The sequence below is a fragment of the Lysobacter sp. cf310 genome (genome assembly GCF_900114355.1).
GTDB lineage: Bacteria > Pseudomonadota > Gammaproteobacteria > Xanthomonadales > Xanthomonadaceae > Lysobacter.
Genome location: NZ_FOSS01000001.1, coordinates 660831 through 679500 on the forward strand (window position 1 = coordinate 660831; position 18670 = coordinate 679500).

Here is an 18670-nt window from a genome sequence, read left to right on the forward strand (position 1 = left end):
ACCAGTCGAAGCCGGCTCTTACTAGTCACTGATTTGGCTTTCTACTAGCTCCTGCAGCTCCTGACTCGTCTCGTTAAGCCACCGCCCGGCGCAACCGGCTACAATGCCCCCACTTCCTCCTCCGGGGAGTAGCCCACCCGCCGCCGATCCGGCATGCGGGGACCTGCGTCAACACACTTGGCCCACCGGCCATGGCGCAGGAGCGGCAGCCAGCGCGCGACTTCGAGTCCGCGCCAGCGACCACGGGCAAGACCGAAGGCAGGCGTTGCGCGTACCCGGGTCGGGCCGTGCGGCGTTTGCCTTCGCCTCCGCGCGAAGCCCGGCCCCGGAGTTCCGATGGATACCTTCCCGCTGGCCACCGCCGCCCTGTCGACCGGCACGGTCGCGCTCGCCGAAATCGGCGACAAGACCCAGTTGCTGGCCCTGCTGCTGGCCGCGCGCTTCCGCCGTCCCTGGCCCATCGTCGCCGGCATCCTGGTCGCAACCCTGCTCAACCATGCCCTGGCCGCCTGGCTGGGCGCCCTGGTCGCGCAGTGGCTGCAACCTTCGGTGCTGCGCTGGATCGTCGCCGGCAGCTTCCTGGCGGTGGCGCTGTGGACGCTCAAGCCCGACAAACTCGACGGCGAAGGCGAGCGCCTGCCCGCGCGCGGTGCCTTCATCGCCACCACCCTCGCCTTCTTCGTCGCCGAGATCGGCGACAAGACCCAGGTCGCGACCGTGTTGCTGGCCGCGCGCTATTCGCCGCTGTGGGAAGTCGTGGCCGGCACCACCGCGGGCATGCTGCTGGCCAACGTGCCGGTGGTGCTGCTGGGCAGCCGCTTCGCCGATCGCCTGCCGCTGAAGGCCGCGCGCACGGTCGCGGCGGTGGTGTTCGCGGCGCTGGCGCTGTGGGTGGCGGTGCGCGGGATCTGAGCCGGGCCCGTGCGACCCGGATCCGGCCGGGCCGCGACGCGGCGGCGGGCGCCCTGCCCTCGCCGCCGCACGCGCGCTATGCTCGGGCAGCTCAACGGGGAGACACCATGCACGCCACGGGCGAACGCCTGCGCGAGATCGCGGTATCGCTGTTGTCGCGGCCCGACGAGATCATGCTCGAGATCGGCGCCGGCGGCGAGCTCATGGTCGCGCGCCTGCGCGCGGTGCTCGCGGCGATGCTGCTGGTGCTGCCGCCGCTCAACGCGATCGGCGGCGGCACCATCCAGGAAACCCTGATCGGCCTGGGCGGGGCGATCTTCGTCAACGTGTTCGCGCAGCTGTGGCTGGTGCTGGCGCGGCGGCCGCGGCGCTACCGCTGGCTGCCGTTCGCGACCGCCGGCTTCGACGTCACCGCCACCACCCTGGTGCTGATCGCACTGGCCCTGCAGCACCTGCCGGCCGGCCTCAACAGCCTGATCGTGTGGTGCGGTTACCTGCTGTCGATCGTGCTCACCGCGCTGCGCAGCGACGGCCGCGTGACCCTGTTCGCGGGCGGCCTGGCGATCGTGCAATACACCGCGCTGGTGCTGGCGGTGTTCGCCCTGGCGTCCTCGCCGGAGCAGCTCATTTCCAGCGACTACGGCGCCGTCACCCCCGGCGGCCAGGGCCAGCGCGTGGTGCTGCTGATGATGGTGGCCCTGATCACGGCCATGGTCGTGTACCGCATGCAGCGCCTGATCGAGATGTCCGGCACCGACGGTCTGACCCGGCTGCCGAACCGGACCTGGCTGGTGCACCGCATCCAGCGCCTGTTCGACGCCGTGCGCCACGACGGCGGCAGCCTGACCCTGGCCCTGATCGACCTGGACCACTTCAAGCGCATCAACGACGACAACGGCCACCATGCCGGCGACCGCGCCCTGCGCCACGTGGTCTCGGTGCTGCGCGAGCAGTCCGGATCGAGCGAATGGCTGGTCCGGCTGGGCGGCGAGGAATTCGTGCTGCTGCTGCGCAAGCCCCTGGGCACGGCCTGGGAGCAGGTCGACGCGATCCGCCAGGTCCTGGCCGAGCGCCCGTTCGAGCCCAGCCGCGGCGCCGAGCCGCTATACCTGACCTTCAGCGCCGGTCTGGCCGGCTACCCGCAGGAGGGCTCGGACCTGTCGCGCCTGCTGCGCCGCGCCGACCGCCGCCTGCAGCAGGCCAAGCAGCAGGGCCGCAACCGCGTGGTCGCGCGCGACACCTGAACCGGGCGCGCGGCTTGCCGCGACGCGGACCCGTGGACTAGGCTGCGCCTCCGGCCGCGAAAAAGGCCGGCGGCCGCGCTCGGCGTGGTCCAATAACGATAATTTCGCCGCCGGGGCCCCGGACGGCTCGGGGAGAACTGAGTGGATTCGATCGTCCGGGTGTTATTCGGCCTGTTTGGTTTGGCGGTGCTGGTCGGCATCGCATGGCTGTTCTCCAACAACAAGCGCCGGGTCGACTGGAAGCTGGTTGCCACCGGCGTGTCCCTGCAGATCGGCTTCGCGGCGCTGGTGCTGCTGGTGCCGGGCGGCAAGGACGTGTTCGACGGCATCGGCCACGGCTTCGTGACCGTGTTGAGCTTCGTCGGCAAGGGCTCGGAGTTCATCTTCGGCAACCTGATGGACGTCAAGACCTACGGCTTCATCTTCGCCTTCCAGGTGCTGCCGACCATCATCTTCTTCGCCGCCCTGATGGGCGTGCTGTACCACCTGGGCGTGATGCAGGCGATCGTGCGCGGCATGGCCTGGGCGATCACCAAGGTCATGCGCGTGTCCGGCGCCGAGACCACCAGCGTCTGCGCCAGCGTGTTCATCGGCCAGACCGAGGCGCCGCTGACGGTGCGCCCCTACATTCCGAAGATGACCGAGTCGGAGCTGATCACGATGATGATCGGCGGCATGGCCCATATCGCCGGCGGCGTGCTCGCGGCCTACGTGGGCATGCTCGGCGGCGGCGATCCGGAACAACAGGCCTTCTACGCCAAGCACCTGCTCGCCGCCTCGATCATGGCCGCGCCGGCGACCCTGGTGGTCGCCAAGATCCTGATCCCCGAAGTCGGCGAGCCGCTGACCCGCGGCACCGTGAAGATGGAAGTGGAAAAGACCTCCAGCAACATCATTGACGCGGCCGCCGCCGGCGCCGGCGACGGCTTGCGCCTGGCGCTGAACATCGGCGCGATGCTGTTGGCCTTCATCGCCCTGATCGCGCTGGTCAACGGCCTGATCGGCGGCGTCTGGGCCTCGCACCTGATGATCCCGAACGGCTACGACAGCGCGCATGGCGCGTTCACCTACTGGCTCGCGCCCAGCCTGCAGGACGGCTGGTTCTCGCTGTTCGGCACGCGTCCGGAACTGTCGCTGCAATCGCTGCTGGGCCACCTGCTGGCGCCGCTGGCCTGGGTGATCGGCGTACCCTGGCAGGACGCGACCACGGTCGGTTCGCTGATCGGCCAGAAGGTCGTCATCAACGAGTTCGTGGCCTATCTGCAGTTGGCCGACATCGTCAACGGCAAGACCGCCGGCGTGGCCCTGAGCGACGAAGGCCGCCTGATCGCGACCTACGCCCTGTGCGGTTTCGCCAACTTCAGCTCGATCGCGATCCAGATCGGCGGCATCGGCGGCCTGGCCCCCGAGCGTCGCGCCGACCTGGCCCGCTTCGGCCTGCGCGCGGTGCTCGGCGGTTCGATCGCGACCTTCATGACCGCGACCATCGCCGGCGTGCTCACCCACTTCTCGAGCTGACCCATGAGCCGGGTCGTCGTCGTCGGTTCCTTCAACGTCGATCACGTCTGGTCGGTCGCGGCGCTGCCGCGACCGGGCGAGACCCTGGCCGGCCAGTACCACACCGGCCCCGGCGGCAAGGGCTTCAATCAGGCGACCGCCTCGGCGCGCGCCGGCGCCAGCACCAGTTTCGTGTGCGCGCTGGGCGAGGACGCGGGCGGGCAGCTCGCGCGCGCGCTCGCCACCGCCGACGGCATCGACCTTCGCGACCTGCGCAGCGACGCGCCCACCGGCACCGCCGGCATCTATGTCGATCGCGACGGCCGCAACTCCATCGTGATCGGCCCCGGCGCCAACGCCGAGCTGTCCGTCGCCTACGTCGATCTGCAGCGCGAGGCCATCGCCCAGGCGCGCGTGGTGCTGGGTCAGCTGGAATCGCCGCCGGCATCGGTCGCGGCCGCGTTCGCGCATGCGCGCGGCGCCGGCGCGCTGGCCCTGCTCAATCCGGCCCCGGCCGACGCGGTGGCCACGCCGGAGCTGTGGACGCTGGCCGACGTGATCACGCCCAACGAAACCGAGTTCTGCGCCCAGCTCAAGCGCCACACCGGCGCGGTGGTCGATCCCGAGCGTCTGGCCGCGCTGGCCGACGACGAGCTGCATGCCGACTGCCGGCGCCTGCTGCCGCACGGCAGCGTGGTGGTGACCCTGGGCTCGGCCGGCTGCTTCGTCTCGCACGCCGACGGCCGCCTGCACGGCGACGCGCAGGCCTGTTACCGGGTCGCGGCCGCGCCGGTGCGCGCGGTCGACACCACCGGCGCCGGCGATGCCTTCAACGGCGCCCTGGCCGCATCCTTGGCGCGCGCGCCCGACGCCGCCTTCGCCGACCACGTCGCCTACGCCACCCGCTACGCCGGCCTGTCCACCGAGCGCTCCGGCGCCGCCTCGGCGATGCCGCGCGACAGCGAGCTGCGCGCGCGCTTCGGCGCGTGAACACGGCGGGCCACGGCCTGCTGTCCGTCTGGTAACCGCCCCCAGCCCTGGCCAGACGCCGGGCGCACGGGAACGCCGCCGCATGCCTCGAAGCCCGCCGTAGCCAACTCCGGGCTGCCAGCCGATCCCATCTCCGGCTGTCAAATGAGAATAACTCGCATTATCATGGCGATCCCCTGCAGTTCCCGGACCCGGTAATGCCCCCTCGCCACCTGCTCGCCAGCGCCCTGCTGGCCGTCCTCGCCGCACCCGTCGCCCACGCCGCCGAGGAGGCCACCGACCTCGACCGCGTCACCGTCTCGGCCAGCACCAGCCGCATGCCCGACTCCGAGGCCGCGCTGCCGAACACGATCACCGTGATCGACCAGGAGCAGTTGCGTCAGCAACTCGCGGTCACCCAGGACATATCGCAGGTGCTGGCCAACCTGATCCCCTCGTTCTCGCCCTCGCGCCAGAAGCTCACCAACGGCGGCGAAACCCTGCGCGGGCGCAAGCCGCTGTACCTGGTGGACGGCGTGCCGCAGTCCACGCCGCTGCGCGAAGGCGGACGCGACGGCCATACCGTCGATCCGGCCATGATCGAGCGCATCGAGGTCATCCATGGCGCCAACGCGCTGCAGGGCCTGGGCGCCTCGGGCGGCATCATCAACATCATCACCAAGCGCGCCCCGCGCCAGGACGGCGAGACCTTCCAGGACGTGAGCATCGGCGCCAGCACCGCGCTGCCGAACCGCAGCGACAGCACCGGCTATCGCGCCTCCTATCTGTTCGGCACCCGCAGCGGCGCCTTCGATTTCGTCGGCGGCCTGTCCTACGCCAGCGAGGGCCTGTACTACGACGGCAACGGCGACGCGATCGCGGTCAACGACATCCAGGGCGACCTGATGGACGCGCGCAGCCACAACCTGTTCGCCAAGTTGGGCTGGGAGCTCGACGACGAGCGCCGCCTGCAACTCACCGCCAGCCGCTACGAGCTGCAAGGCAACAACGACTACATCACCGTCAACGGCGACCTCGCCACCGGCCGGCTCGCGACCTCCGCGCGCGGCAGCCGCGAGGGCGAAGGCGCGCGCAACCGCTCGACCTCGGTGGCGTTGGACTACAGCGACAAGTCGCTGGCCGGCGGCTATTTCCAGGCGCAGTTGTATTGGGTGGACTTCAACGGCCTGTATGGCGCGTCCGACTGGGGCGATTTCTGGCGCGACGGCCGCGACCTCCATTGGTGGGACCAGTCGCAGAACGTGTCCGAGAAGCTCGGCGGCAAGTTCAGCTGGTCGCGCGACAACCTGTTCGATCAGCGCCTGCGCGTGACGCTGGGCCTGGATTGGGGCCGCGACACGACCTATCAGGAACTGGTGGTGGCGCGCATGAACTGGGTGCCGGAAACCCGTTACGAATCCTGGTCGCCGTTCGTGCAGGCCGAGTGGTGGATCACCGACAAGATCATGCTGACCGGCGGCCTGCGCTACGAGCGCGGCAAGCTCAAGGTCGACGACTTCACCACCATTCCCGCCAATGCCGGCGGCAGCCGCTTCGTCGCCGGCGGCACGCCCAAGACCAGCGAAACCCTGCCGAACTTCGGCGTGGTGTTCGAGGCCACCGATTCGCTGAAGTTCTACGCCTCCTACTCCGAGGGCTACACCGTCGCCGACATCGGCCGGGTGCTGCGCGGCATCACCGCGCCGAACCAGCGCGTCGACAAGCTGGTGGATCTGTCGCCGGTGGTGTCGGACAACCGCGAGATCGGCGTCGATTTCGATAACGGCCGCTGGCTGGCGCACCTGGCCGCGTACTGGTCGGACTCCGACCTGGGCTCGCGCCTGGCCTTCGACACCGCCACCCAGAGCTACAACGTGGTGCGCGAGCGCACCGAAATCCGCGGCATCGAAGGCAACGTCGCGTTCCAGTTCTCCGAAGCCGGCCGCGTCGGCCTGGGCTACGCCGGCGCCAAGGGCCGCTACGACAGCAACGGCGACGACCGCGTCGACAGCGACCTGCCCGGCATCAACATCAGCCCCGACCGCGTGACCGCGTTCTGGGACCAGACCTGGACGCCGAAGATCTCCACCCGCCTGCAGGGCAGCCGCTCGCTGGACCGCGACTTCGACCTGCGCGGCACCCAGGTCGCCAGCGCCGACGGCACCACCACCGTCGATCTGCAGGCGCGTTTCGCCCTGCCGGTGGGCAGCCTGAGCCTGGGCATCGAGAATCTGTTCGACGAGCAGTACATCACCTACTACTCACAGAGCACGCCGCGCGCCGACACCTATGTCGCCGGTCGCGGGCGCGTGTTCAGCGCGAGCTGGTCGCACCGCTTCTAAACCGCAGCCGCCGCCATCGAGCCCAGCATGACCTCACGCCAGGCACATCCGATCAAGCATCGCGTCCGCGCGGCGCTGAAGTGGCTGCACCTGTGGCTGGGCCTCGGCGTGGGCCTGGTGTTCGCGCTGGTCGCGCTGTCGGGCACCGTGCTCGCGTTCCAGCGCGAGCTGCTGGCATGGTCGCATCCGCAACTGAGCGAACACGCGCCGCCGTCGCCCGCGCAGCGCGAAGCCGCGCTCGCGCGCATCGTCGCCGACTGGCAGGCGCAGGGCCTGAGCTCGCTGGACCTGCCGACCGCGCAGCTGCCGGTGTGGCAGGGTTATTTCCCCGATGGCGAGCGCCGCTACTTCGGCGGCGCCAGCGGCGAACTGCTGCTGGTGCGCAACAAGGGCAACGACTGGGTGCTGTGGCTGCGCGATTGGCATACCCATCTGCTGACCGGCAAGGCCGGCGAGCAGGTGCTGGGCGTGGTCGGCCTGATCGCCCTGTTCCTGCTGTTGAGCGGTCTCTATCTGTGGTGGCCGCGCTGGTCCGCGCTGGGCGCCAGCCTGCGCTGGTACCGCGGCCCGCCGACCCGGCGCTGGTTCAGCTGGCACCGCGGCGCCGGCGTGCTGTGGCTGCCGCTGACCCTGCTGGCGGTGCTGACCGGTGTCGGCATGGTCTACGACGGCGCCACCCGCAGCGGCCTGCGTTTCGCGTTCGGCGACGGCGAAGACGCGCGCAAACCGCCCAAGCTGACCGCCAGCGACCGCCCGATCGACTGGGCCGCGCTGCTGCGCGCCGCCGACGGCCGCCTGCCCGGCGCCGAACTGCGTCGCATCGGCCTGCCCAAGGGCGACAGCGGCCTGGTCTCGATCCGCATGCGCGCGGCCGGCGAGTGGCACCCGGTCGGGCGCAGCGTGGTCTGGCTGGACCCCTATCGCGTGGCCGTGCTCGGCGTGCACGACGCCACCGCCCAGGAGCGCGGCGCGCGCGTCAGCGAGGCCCTGTATCCGCTGCACGGCGGCTTCGTCGGCGGGCGGGTCTGGCAGGCGCTGGTGGCCTTCACCGGCCTGGTCCCGAGCTTCTTGCTGGTCACCGGCTTCCTGTTCTGGCGCCGGCGCACCGCCCGTCGCTGAACCGTTCTGGGGGGCAGCCTCCCGATGGACCGGTAACAAAGCCTGGTCTAGTGTGCTTGACTAGGGTTCTAGCCCTTCCAAGGAGGAAACACGATGGCCGGCAAGTTCGAGATCAGCAAACGCTCCAACGGCGAATTCCAGTTCGTGCTCAAGGCCGGCAACGGCCAAGTGATCCTGACCAGCGAAGGCTATGCGGCCAAGGCGTCCTGCACCGCCGGCATCGAATCGGTACGCAAGAACAGCCAGGATCCCAAGCGCTACGACCGCAAGACCGCCAGCAACGCCAAGCTCTATTTCAACCTCACCGCCACCAACGGCCAGGTGATCGGCACCAGCCAGATGTACGCCGACGAAAGCGGCCGCGAGAACGGCATCGCCTCGGTGACCCTGAACGCTCCGGGCGCCACGGTCGACGATCAGACCGACTGAGTTCCCTGCCCGGCCGGCTCAAGCCGGCCGGGCCTCCGAGCGCACGCGAAGCGCTGCCCGGCGCCCGCTACAATGGCCGCATGCGTATCGGTCCCCACGACATCGATCCCCGCGTGGTGCTGGCGCCGATGGCGGGCGTCACCGACAAGCCGTTCCGGGTGCTGTGCAAGCGCCTGGGTGCCGGTCTGTGCGTGTCGGAGATGACCACCAGCGACGCGCGCTTCTGGAACACCGCCAAGTCGCGCCACCGCATGGACCACAGCGGCGAGCCGGCGCCGATCAGCGTGCAGATCGCCGGCACGGTGCCCGAGATCATGGCCGAGGCCGCGCGCCACAACGTCGATCACGGCGCCCAGATCGTCGACATCAACATGGGCTGCCCGGCCAAGAAGGTCTGCAATGCCTGGGCCGGATCGGCGCTGATGCGCGACGAGGCGCTGGTGGGACGGATCCTGGATGCGGTGGTGCGGGCGGTGGACGTGCCGGTCACGCTCAAGATCCGCACCGGCTGGGACCACGACCAGCGCAACGCGCTGAACATCGCGCGCATCGCTCAGGCCGCGGGCATACAGGCCCTGGCCGTGCACGGGCGCACCCGCGACCAGCAATACACCGGCCAGGCCGAGTACGACACCATCGCCGCGGTCAAGGCGGAGCTGCGCATACCGGTGCTGGCCAACGGCGATATCGATACGCCGCACAAGGCCGCGATGGTGCTGGCGCGCACCGGTTGCGACGCCGTGATGATCGGCCGCGCGGCGCAGGGACGGCCGTGGATCTTCCGCGAGATCGCCCACTACCTGGCGCACGGCGAGCTGCTGCCGGAACCGTCGCTACTCGAAATCCGCGACTGGCTGATCGGCCACCTCGAACACCTGCACGTCTTCTACGGCGAGGTCTCGGGCGTGCGCATCGCGCGCAAGCACCTGGGCTGGTACGCCAAGGACCGACCCGAGAACGCCGCGTTCCGCGCCGTGGTCAACCGCGCCGAAAGCGCGGACGCGCAGCTGCGTCTGACCCGCGACTACTTCGATGCGCTGATCGCCGGAGTGGCGCCCGAACTGTCCGCGGCGGCCTGATCGCGGGCTTCGCGACGGCTCGACGCATGGCGCTCGAGCCGCCATGAACCCTGTCGCCAGGGCGTCAGCGCTTCTTCTTCGCCTTGCTCTTGCCCTGGGCGTATTCCTCCGGGGTCTGACCGCCCTCCGGTACCGCGGGAAAACTCGGCGCGGCGCAACCGGGCGTTTCCTCGACCAGCGTCACCGCGAGCGGGTTCGGCCGCAGGTCCTTGGTGGCGCCGCTGGCGGCGTCCACGCCCACGCCGATCAGCCCTCCGACGAGCACGTTACCGGCCATGCCGGCCGCGCCCGAACCCGCGACCTGGCTGTGTACTTGCGTCAGCACCGGACGGAATCCGCTTTTGCACAGTTCCACGGCGAGCGGATACTTGCGCTTCAAGGTCAAGGTACACGGCGTTTCGCAGCGCTCGCCATTGGATAGCGAGACCGTCGCGCCGATCGGCGTGCTGTCGATGGTGAACGCTTGCGTCGTGCCGCGCGTGATCGTGGCGCAACCGACGCCAGCCAGCGTCATGAAGACGCCCGTCGCCAACCCGAGCAGGCGTAGGAAAATCGGCATATTGTTCCCCTGTGCATGAAGGACGCATGCGTCCTGCGACCCCCAGTCGCGGCCGCATATCAACACAGCGAATTGGCGCTAGCAACTGCGATGCACGCGCACGAGAAACGCCTGCACATAAAGCGCATTCGCTCTCAACACCAATGACACACAACGCGTGCCTTCATTGTGCGGAGGGCACGCCCGTATCGACTGTGCCGACGGCCGCCGCCGGCTCGTTCCAGATGCGCGTCCACATCGCCGGCAAGCGATCGGCAGCCTGCCACGGCCATTGCAGCTGCTGAGCGGATACCTCGCTCCAACCGTCGGTGTCGCGTCGGGCAACCACGAAGCGGAAGTTGTAGTCCGGCTCCAGCCCCATGCGCAGATCGCTGAGCACCAACTGGCCGTCGCGTTGCTCGGCCTTCATGAAGCCGTGGTTGAACCAGGCCAGACGCGCGACGGCCGGATACGCCGCGACCTGGCGATAGGCGTCCACGTCGGAGCGGTAGGCCTGGAAACGCATGGGACCGCGATCCGCGTACAGCGAACGTTCGCCCTCCACATAGCCTTGCGGCGTCATCGCCACCACCCGCCACAGCAGGATGTTGAACGGCATCGGCACCGAGAAGCGCGGCGCATCGGCCAGGCCCATCGCCACCAATGCCGGTTGCGCGGCGCGCTCGGCGCGCTGCTTGGCCCATAGCGAACCGCCCAGGTACAGCGTGCTCAAGGCCAGGCCCAACAGCAGCGCCGGCTGCGCGCTGGCCTTCGCGCGCGCGAACCAGGCCCAGATGCAGGCCGCCAGCAGCCACACGGTGTAGAGCGGATCGATGATGAAGATGCTGGACCACATGACCGGCCGCACCGTCAACGGCCACAGCAACTGCGTGCCGTAAACGGTGAACGCGTCCAGTATGGGATGCGTGAGCAAGGCCGCCTGCATCGCCCAGAACCAACGCCGCGGCGATTGCGCCACGCGGCCGCCGCGCCGGCGGAACCAGGCCCACACGGCCCAGGCCACGAACGGCAGCACCAACAGCGAATGGCTGAGGCTGCGGTGCCAGGTCATGCGCGCGACCGGATCGTCGGTGAGCAGGTTCACCGGTATCACGTCCAGGTCCGGCAAGGTGCCGAGGGCGGCGCCGGCCAGCAGGGCGGCGCGACGATGGCCGGCCGGGGCGATGGCGGCGCTGAGCGCGGCGCCGAGCACGATCTGAGTCAGGGAATCCATGCCCGCATGCTAGCGCGCACGGCGTTGCCGCCACGCGGGCGGCTGCGCCGCGTCGTACGCGTCGGTTCAGCGGCGGGCCGGCGCGCGCCGCGGCCGACCCGCATCGCGCTAGCGCTGGAACGGGCGGATCAAGCCGACCGGATTGCCCTCCGGGTCCTGGATCATCGCGAAGCTGTAGCCGTCGGCGTCGGCGGGCGCCATGTACTGACGCCCGCCGGCCGCGATCGCCGCGTCGATGGTGGCCTGCAGATCGTCGACCAACAGATAGAAGTTGTGCCCCGGTTCGAAGCCGGGCGTGCTCGGGTCGGCTTGGCCGATACCGCCCAGCAACGGCTGCATGCGTACCGGGAAATGCACGTAGGCGAAGCCGGCATCGCCGTCCTGGTAGCGCCAACCGAACACGCGACTGTAGAAGGCCCGCATCGCCGCCTGATCCCGGGCGATGATCTCGAACATCGCCACCGGATGCCGGTTCACGGACGCGTCGCTGTCGCTCATCCCATGCCTCCCTGGGTTTGCACGTACTCGTAGCTGGGGCCGACGGTGCGGCCGGTGCCGTCGTCTATATCGGTCTGCATCATCGCCACCGCCAGCACGCGCAGGTCGTACATCAGGCCGATCGCGCGGTTCAAGGATTGCGGCGTGCCGTTGAAGGCCTGGTGCAAGGCGTTGAGCAGGGCGCTGTAGTTGTAGGCGAACTGCTCGATGCGGCTGCGCGCCTGGGTGCCGGGCGCGAAGTCGGCGATCTTGCAGTTCGGCTTGAGCGGCCAGATCGCCGAGGGATCGAACTCGATCGGCGCGCCGGCGTAGGCATAGCCCTCGGGCGTGGTGATGAGCTCGCGCCCGGCCACGATCGATCCGAACATGTAGTAGTGCGCGGGATCGCCGGGCGACTGGAACGGCGTGACCGAACTGCCCTCGCCTTCGAGCTTGATGATCTCGATCGCGTGGCAGGCCGACTCCGGGCCCTCGATCGGGAACAGCTTGTCGGGCGGGAACCAGGCGCTGTCCACCACCTGCGGCGGCGCGCTGGTCTTGACGAAGATGCCCTGGCCGAGCTCACGGATGCGCTGCTGGATGGCGTCGTAGAACTCGCCGATGGTGGCGTATTCGGGTTCGCCGCCGGCCTGGAGCATGCGTTGACGGATCGGGATCTCGTCCTCGGGCTGTTCGATCGCCATGAACACGTGCTTGACCAGGCCCATCGAGAAGGCCTCGATGCCGACCCGCAGGCCGTCGCCGATGTCCATCGGCAGCGGCCCGGGATACTTGGGCACGAAGTCGCGGGTGTTGATCTGCGGGCTGCCGCCGATCGCGATCAGGATGTTGGCGGCGATGCTCATATGCAGCATCTCCTGCACGATGATGCTGCGGATCATCGCGGCGATGCGGCGGTTGCTGCCCGGCCGCAGCGACAGCATCGCGGTCAGATAGGGTGGGATGGTGCTGTGCTCCAACTCGACCGCGCTCTGCAGGTACTGGTGCAGATCGACCGCGGTTTCGGCGCTGCGAATGCCGCTGAGGATTTCCGGACGCAGGCGGATCATGGCGTGTCTCCCGGTTCTTGGCCCTGCCCCGCCTTGCGGCGCGCCAGGTACTGCAGGACGAAGGCGGACTTGCCCGCGCTTTGCAGCGGCGCCAGATCGACCGCGGGGGGTTCTGGCGTGGCAGTCGCGGCGGTCGCGGTCACCGGCACCGTCGGCGCCAGCGGCGGCTTGCCCAACAGCGGCAATCCGTCGGGCCCGGGCGTGTCCAGCCAGCGCAGGATGGTGGCGCGGTCGCCGGCGCTGAGGTCGCGCGTGACCGGCATGTGGTTGGGATCGCGCCGCGGCAGCGAGAACGCCAGGCGCAGCGCCTTCAGCCGCGTGATCACCGAGTCGTAGCTGCGCAGATCGACCACGTAGCGGCTCATGATCGGATAGAGATTGCCGTACTGGGTAAACAAGGGCTGGATGTCGTCGTACCAGGTCGGCGCCGCCGGCGGCTCGCTCTTGCTGTAGACCAGCACGCTCACGTAGTTGAGCGGATTGGAAACGTAGCCCGAAGGCTGCGCGGCGAGCTGATAGCCGATGCCGTAGAGCTGGCCGGCGATGTAGCCGCGCGGCCGCCCGGGGCCGGCGTCGGACGCGCGCAATTCGACCTGGGCACGGCCGGCCGCGTCGGTGGTGGCGGTGGCGGCGTAGGCGATCGCGTCGGCGGGCGTACCGATATCGGGAATCGACGCATGCGGCCGCGTCGGCGGCGTCATCGTGTCGCCGCCGCCGGAGCCGCCCATGAAGCCCTCGGTGGCGCTGAGCGCGATGCCGGCGCCGGCCAGCGGCTGGCCGTAGCGGGTGGCGTAGAACTCCAGTCGATCGCGCTCGCCCGGATCGATGCGGAACACGAAGTCGTCGGCACGCAGGTACTGGCCGTCCAGCGACTCCTGCATCAGCACCTTGTAGAAGCCCGAGGGTTGCAGCGACAGCAGCAGCAAGGGGCAGGCCGGCAGGAAGCTCTGCGCGCGCGGGTTCGCGCTGAGGTCGAAATCGATCACGCCCGCGGTCTGCGCGTACCAGTCCGGCGTTTGATACGGCACTTCGCCGATCAGCGCGACCGAGTTGACCGGAATGTCCGCGACCAGCTCGGCCAGCGGATTGAAGCTCAATACGCCGATCACCAGCGGGCCGAGATCCTCGAAGCCGCTGTCGGCACTCTTGATCGGCAGCGTGTTGCCCAGATCCAGGCTCAACGTACTCAGGTCGGACGCGACCTGGCCCTGGGCATCGTAGACGCCGTTCTTGGGCGCCAGCGGCGACTTCCCCGACGGCATCGCGATCATCTGCCGGCCGCGCACGAAATGCTTGGGCTCGCCGCGCAGATAGGGCCCGATGCTGCCGACCACGTGACCCATGGTGTAACGCGGGATGGTGGCGTCGCGGCCGTAGCCGTAGACGTTGAACGCGATCGACAGCAGCCCGTCCTCGGTCGCCTCACGCAACGCGCGCAGCAGCGGCGAGTCCAACGCCGCGTCCCAGGCGATGTCTTCCAGCACCGACTGGTAGTTCGCGGCCAGCTTCTGGTCCATGGGCACGCCGGCCTTCTGACGTTGCCACAGATTGCAGAACGCGACCGGTTTGAACTCGCCCTGCAGCAGGGCCTTGCGCGTCGCGTCCAGCAGGCGCAGCTGCATGCCCCAGATCTGCGACACCATCTGCTGCTGCGGGTCCAGATCGACCAGTTTGCCGGGCGCACGCTGGTCGGCGTTCTCCAGCAGCATGCCGATCGCCGGATCGTCGCTGGCGCTGCGTAGGGCCTTGCCGGCGAGCGCGCCGCCGGTCACCGCGCAATCCAGGAAACGGAAGATGCCGGTGCCCTCGGGGTTCCAGCTGCCGTTCTGGTTGTATTGCTGGTACTCGGGTACGAAGGAATCGTTCTGGAAGGTGCGGACGTCGTTGTTGATGGTCGAGACGTCGGCCTGGAACCAGCCGCTGAAATGCAAGCGCGGCGCGTCTAGGTAACTCATCGGTCGTGCTCCTGGCTATCGCGGCGCCCATCCTGAGCGCCGCGTCCTTGCTGGGATTCGGGTTCGGATCAACCCGGCCGGTCCTGCGGCTGTTACTTCTTCTGGCCTGCTGGCTCCTTGTCCGGGCAATCGCCGTCGAACAGGCAGCACCACTCCGGCTCGACCGGACACATCTGCGCGACCTGGCCCCAGGTCTCGGCCGGATCCGGGCGCTCGGCGCGGAAGCTGGTGTAGTTCTGGCTCACGATCGGCGCGTTGGGCGGATCGGTGGGCGAGCCGGAGAAGAAGAACGACTGCGGATGCCGGTAGCGCGGCGCGTTGGCGTCCATCGGATAGTCGGACGTCGGCTCGCGCCAGAACGCGTAGCCGAACAGGATCTTCTGCGGCCCGACCTCGCGCGCGTAGGCCTGCACGGCACCGTTGAGATGGGTGCTGCGCTGGGCGTCGTAAGGCAGGTGCTTGATGAAGTCCAGGCGCGGCGGATGGTTCTTGGGCGAGAACTTGCAGCACTGCGGCGTGCCGGGCGGACGGTCGGCGTAGCGCAGGAAGTAGGCCTTGTTGCCCAGCGAGACGAAGGCGCAGGTGAAGTTGTTGGTCGAGGGAAAGATCGGCAGGCACTGTTTTTCGTAGTACTCCATCATCGCGCCTTCGCCGTCCTTGTCGGCGGGCACGTAGGTGGAGTCGTAGTAGGTGGCGCCGTAGGAGACCTGATAGTCGGCCGGCGTCAGACCCGCCGGCGGCGAGGTGTAGGGCGGCGGGTACTGGTCGTAGTTGGCGAACACCCGGTACATGGTCCAGCCGCTGGTCCACCACTTCGGATACAGGGGATCGCTGGGCTCGCCCGGCTTGCGCGGATAGACGCAGCGCGAGGCGGGCACGCAGCCTTGGTCGTTGTGGACGCCGCCGGTGTAGTAGATGTGGCGCTCGGCCGGCGTCTGCTTCGCCTTCGCGGCCTCGACCCTGGGCCCGGACGCCATCGCCATGCCGGCCGTCAGCGACAGCGCGATCGCGATCCAGACCGCGGTGCGTCCTGCCGGCGGTGCTGTTGGGTGCTGGGACATTGCGCTTACCGAGATCCTGCTCATGGCGCCACTCCTCGATCGTGTTCACGGGATACAGCGGAGCCCGCGCCGGCCAGCAGCCGGCGCAGGAGGATGCGATGGATCAGCCACACCAGGGCCGGCAGGGCGAGCATGGTCGGCAGCATCGCGGCCGGATGCGGTTCGCTCAGGCCCAGCCAGGCGCTGGCGCCGTACAAGGCGCCGACCGCGCACGACGACAACGCGGCATGTGCGAACGCGGCCAGCGGCGGCACCCGCCACACGCCCGCCAGCAAGGCGCTGAGCTCGGCCAGCACCGGCAGCGGCCGTGCGGCGACGATCCACCACAAGGCCTGGCGCTGCGCCGACGCGCGCGCGCGATCCCACAAGGCCGCGCCGATCCAGCGGCGCAGGCGCGCTTCGGGCAGCAGCCGCCCCAAGACGTACCCCAGCGCGAACGCGAGCAGACAGCCGGTCGCCACCGCGAGCCCGCCCCACAGCGGCCCCAGCCCCCAGCACAGCAGCATGCCGATCACGCTGCTCGGCACCGGCAGCGCGACGTCGGCCACCAGCAGCGCGATACCCAACGCCGCCAGCCACAGGCGCGCGTCCTGCGCGGACAGCCAGGCCGGCGCGGCGCGATCGAAGGCCTCGCCCCACAGCGCGAACGGCACCAGCACGCAGGCCAGCAACAAAATCGCGAACAGGCCCAGGCGCCACCACGCCGAACGTTCCGCATAGGCGGCGGGCCCGCGGCGGCTCATTGCAGCGACCAACGCAGGGCCAGACGCAGTCTGCGCCCCGGCGATCGCGTGCCGATGGCTTCCTCGCCGCGCGCATCGGCGAGGTTGTCGATCGCCAACAGCAGCTGCGCCGGCCCCCATTGCTGGCGCAGGCTGAGATCCAGCGTGGTCGTCGCGTCCAGACGGCGCTCGCCGGTGGGGATGGAAGAGTCGTCGCGGCGGCCGAGGTGACGCAGCGCCAGCGACAGCTCGCGGCGCTCGCCCAGCGGCAGGGCCAGGGAGGCGCTGAACTGCGCGCGCGGACGGTAGCGCAGCCGGGTTTCGCCGCCGGCGCCATCGCCGGCCTGCACGTGCATCCAGCTGCCTTCGAACTGCAGCCGCCAGTCGTTGGCGTAACGCCGCCCGAGGCGCCACTCCAGGCCGCGCGTCTCGATGCGCGCGCGGTTCACCAACTGCGGCGGCGGTCCGGCATCGAAATCGATCAGATCGCGATAGCGCGCGTCGAACAGGGTCAAGCGCAGCCCCCAGCGCGCGTCAGCCGAGCTCGCGTAATAGAGCTCGCGGTGCAGCGCGCGTTCGGGCTTGAGCGCGGGGTTGCCGACCAGCGGATGGGCCAGCGCATAGAAGCTGGGCAACTTGGACGAACGCGCGACCGACAGCCCCCACTCGCCGCGCTCGCCGGCCAGCGCGCGCTGCAGCGACAGCATCGGATGGCTGGCGGCGTCGCCTCGGTCGGGATGCTCGTAGCGCAGCCCGCCCTGCGCGGTCCAGGGCCCGGCCTGCCACCGCGCTTCGGCGAAGGCGCTGGCGGTGCTGCGACGCAGGGCGAAGCCCGCCGGCAGCACGAAGCCGCCGAAGTCGATCAGGCTGTCGAGATCGCCCCGCTCGCGCTGGTACTGCGCGCCCACGGTGAACATCAGCTGGTCGCCGCCCAGCAGCAGCCAGTGCAGCTGCGCTTCGTCGCGGCGATAGTCGCCGAGGCTGCGCATCGCCGGCAGGCCGAAGGGATCGCGCAGGCCCGGCGCGACCCCGGGCGTGTCTTCCTCGCCGTCGCGCGTCAACGTCGCCAGTTGCGCTTCGATCGCGCCGCCGTGGCGCAGCCGGTATTCGCCGCGCAAGGACAGCTGGCGGCTGCGGCTGTGGCGGCGATCCAACGCGCGGATCACCGCGTAAGCGTCGCCGCCGCTGTCGTCGGGAAAACCGAGATTGCGACTGTCGCTGTAACGCGCGGCCGCGTGCAGGCGGGTGCGTTCGCCCAGCGCGCCGTCCCAGCCCAGGTTGGCGGCGCGCACGCGATTGCGCGCGCCGGCATCGCCGCTTTCCTCGCGCTGGGTGGCGCTGGCGCGCAAGCCGGCGCCCGACCACGATGCCTGCGCCGCGCGCAGACCGTCACCGCCGATGCTGGTGCCGAGCGCGGCGCCGGACGCGGCGCGGCGGGTGAAGATATGGATCAGCCCCGCGATCGCCTCGGCGTTGACCACGCTGGCGTTGCCGCGAACGATCTCGATGCGCTCGATGTCGTCGCTGGACAGGGTGTTGAGATCGACCGCGCTGCCGCGCGAGGACAAGGGATCGTTCTGGCGCACGTGATCGATCAGGACCACCACGTGGCTGGGATCGGCGCCGCGCAGATACAGCGCGCCGAAGCCGCCGCTGCCCGCGCCGCGATCGATCACCACGCCGGCCTGGCGCGCCAGGATGTCGGCCGCGCTCAGGCCCTGCAGCGCGTCCAGATCGGCGCGCTCCAGCACCGTCACGTGCTGGCTCGCGGCCGCGGCGGTGACCGGCAAAGCGCTGGCGCTGACGCGTTCTCGGTCCAGGGTATGGATGTCGTCGGCCGCTTGCGCCGCGCGCAGCGGCGACGCGGCCAGCAGCAGCGCGATCGCCAGCCATGGGCGTGCGCCATACGCAACAGGCATCAAGGCATCCGGATCCTTCCGAACCATCGCGTACCGTCCCTGGTCGCTAAGCCGTTTGTGGCCGGCGGCGCTGGTAAGCGCTACGCCTCGCTGCCGGCATCCC

At 69.7% G+C, this 18670-nt stretch carries 16 protein-coding genes; 8 read left to right on the plus strand and 8 right to left on the minus strand.

The window, feature by feature from the left end:
- The first annotated feature begins 336 nt into the window (after positions 1–336).
- The 8 genes from BMZ45_RS02910 to dusB all read left to right on the plus strand — a co-directional run bounded on the left by BMZ45_RS02910 (position 337) and on the right by dusB (position 9591).
- Positions 337–912: a TMEM165/GDT1 family protein gene (locus BMZ45_RS02910; RefSeq protein WP_091632202.1), complete on the plus strand. Its 576-nt coding sequence runs from the start codon at positions 337–339 to the stop codon at positions 910–912.
- A 107-nt stretch (positions 913–1019) separates the two neighbouring features.
- The gene (locus BMZ45_RS02915) at positions 1020–2156 is read left to right on the plus strand and encodes a GGDEF domain-containing protein (protein WP_091632206.1); all 1137 of its coding nucleotides are present in this window, start codon (positions 1020–1022) and stop codon (positions 2154–2156) included.
- Positions 2157–2297: 141 nt separating this feature from the next.
- A complete protein-coding gene (locus tag BMZ45_RS02920; RefSeq protein WP_091632209.1) occupies positions 2298–3674 on the plus strand; it encodes a NupC/NupG family nucleoside CNT transporter in 1377 nt (458 codons plus the stop codon).
- Positions 3675–3677: 3 nt separating this feature from the next.
- Positions 3678–4643: a ribokinase gene (locus tag BMZ45_RS02925; RefSeq protein WP_091632211.1), complete on the plus strand. Its 966-nt coding sequence runs from the start codon at positions 3678–3680 to the stop codon at positions 4641–4643.
- A gap of 197 nt (positions 4644–4840) precedes the next feature.
- Positions 4841–6964, plus strand: a complete 2124-nt coding sequence (locus tag BMZ45_RS02930; RefSeq protein ID WP_091632213.1) for a TonB-dependent receptor — start codon at positions 4841–4843, stop codon at positions 6962–6964.
- A 27-nt stretch (positions 6965–6991) separates the two neighbouring features.
- Positions 6992–8083, plus strand: a complete 1092-nt coding sequence (locus BMZ45_RS02935; protein WP_091632216.1) for a PepSY-associated TM helix domain-containing protein — start codon at positions 6992–6994, stop codon at positions 8081–8083.
- Positions 8084–8176: 93 nt separating this feature from the next.
- Complete coding sequence (locus tag BMZ45_RS02940; RefSeq protein ID WP_056179558.1) at positions 8177–8512, plus strand: YegP family protein; 336 nt, start codon at positions 8177–8179, stop codon at positions 8510–8512.
- Between the two features lie 80 nt (positions 8513–8592).
- On the plus strand, positions 8593–9591 hold the full coding sequence (gene dusB, locus BMZ45_RS02945; RefSeq protein ID WP_091632219.1) for a tRNA dihydrouridine synthase DusB: 999 nt from the start codon (positions 8593–8595) through the stop codon (positions 9589–9591).
- 64 nt (positions 9592–9655) lie between these two features.
- Here dusB and BMZ45_RS02950 read toward each other — a convergent pair whose 3' ends face one another.
- From BMZ45_RS02950 to BMZ45_RS02985, 8 genes are all read right to left on the minus strand, one after another.
- Positions 9656–10150 carry a PEGA domain-containing protein gene (locus BMZ45_RS02950; protein ID WP_091632221.1) on the minus strand — a complete coding sequence of 165 codons (495 nt, stop codon included), beginning with the start codon at positions 10148–10150 and terminating at the stop codon, positions 9656–9658.
- A 163-nt stretch (positions 10151–10313) separates the two neighbouring features.
- Complete coding sequence (locus BMZ45_RS02955) at positions 10314–11363, minus strand: metal-dependent hydrolase (protein ID WP_091632224.1); 1050 nt, start codon at positions 11361–11363, stop codon at positions 10314–10316.
- Positions 11364–11471: 108 nt separating this feature from the next.
- A complete protein-coding gene (locus BMZ45_RS02960) occupies positions 11472–11861 on the minus strand; it encodes a VOC family protein (protein ID WP_091632226.1) in 390 nt (129 codons plus the stop codon).
- Positions 11858–12910, minus strand: coding sequence for a ferritin-like domain-containing protein (locus BMZ45_RS02965; protein WP_091632229.1), 1053 nt, complete (start codon positions 12908–12910; stop codon positions 11858–11860). Before BMZ45_RS02965 ends, BMZ45_RS02960 begins: the two co-directional genes overlap by 4 nt.
- Complete coding sequence (locus BMZ45_RS02970) at positions 12907–14865, minus strand: hypothetical protein (RefSeq protein WP_091632232.1); 1959 nt, start codon at positions 14863–14865, stop codon at positions 12907–12909. The genes BMZ45_RS02965 and BMZ45_RS02970 overlap by 4 nt, the downstream gene beginning before the upstream one ends.
- 92 nt (positions 14866–14957) lie before the next feature.
- Complete coding sequence (locus BMZ45_RS02975) at positions 14958–15926, minus strand: hypothetical protein (RefSeq protein ID WP_139215370.1); 969 nt, start codon at positions 15924–15926, stop codon at positions 14958–14960.
- A 20-nt stretch (positions 15927–15946) separates the two neighbouring features.
- A complete protein-coding gene (locus tag BMZ45_RS02980) occupies positions 15947–16669 on the minus strand; it encodes a VTT domain-containing protein (protein ID WP_091632237.1) in 723 nt (240 codons plus the stop codon).
- Positions 16666–18567, minus strand: a complete 1902-nt coding sequence (locus BMZ45_RS02985) for a TonB-dependent receptor plug domain-containing protein (RefSeq protein ID WP_175488897.1) — start codon at positions 18565–18567, stop codon at positions 16666–16668. The genes BMZ45_RS02980 and BMZ45_RS02985 overlap by 4 nt, the downstream gene beginning before the upstream one ends.
- Between the last annotated feature and the right edge of the window lie 103 nt (positions 18568–18670).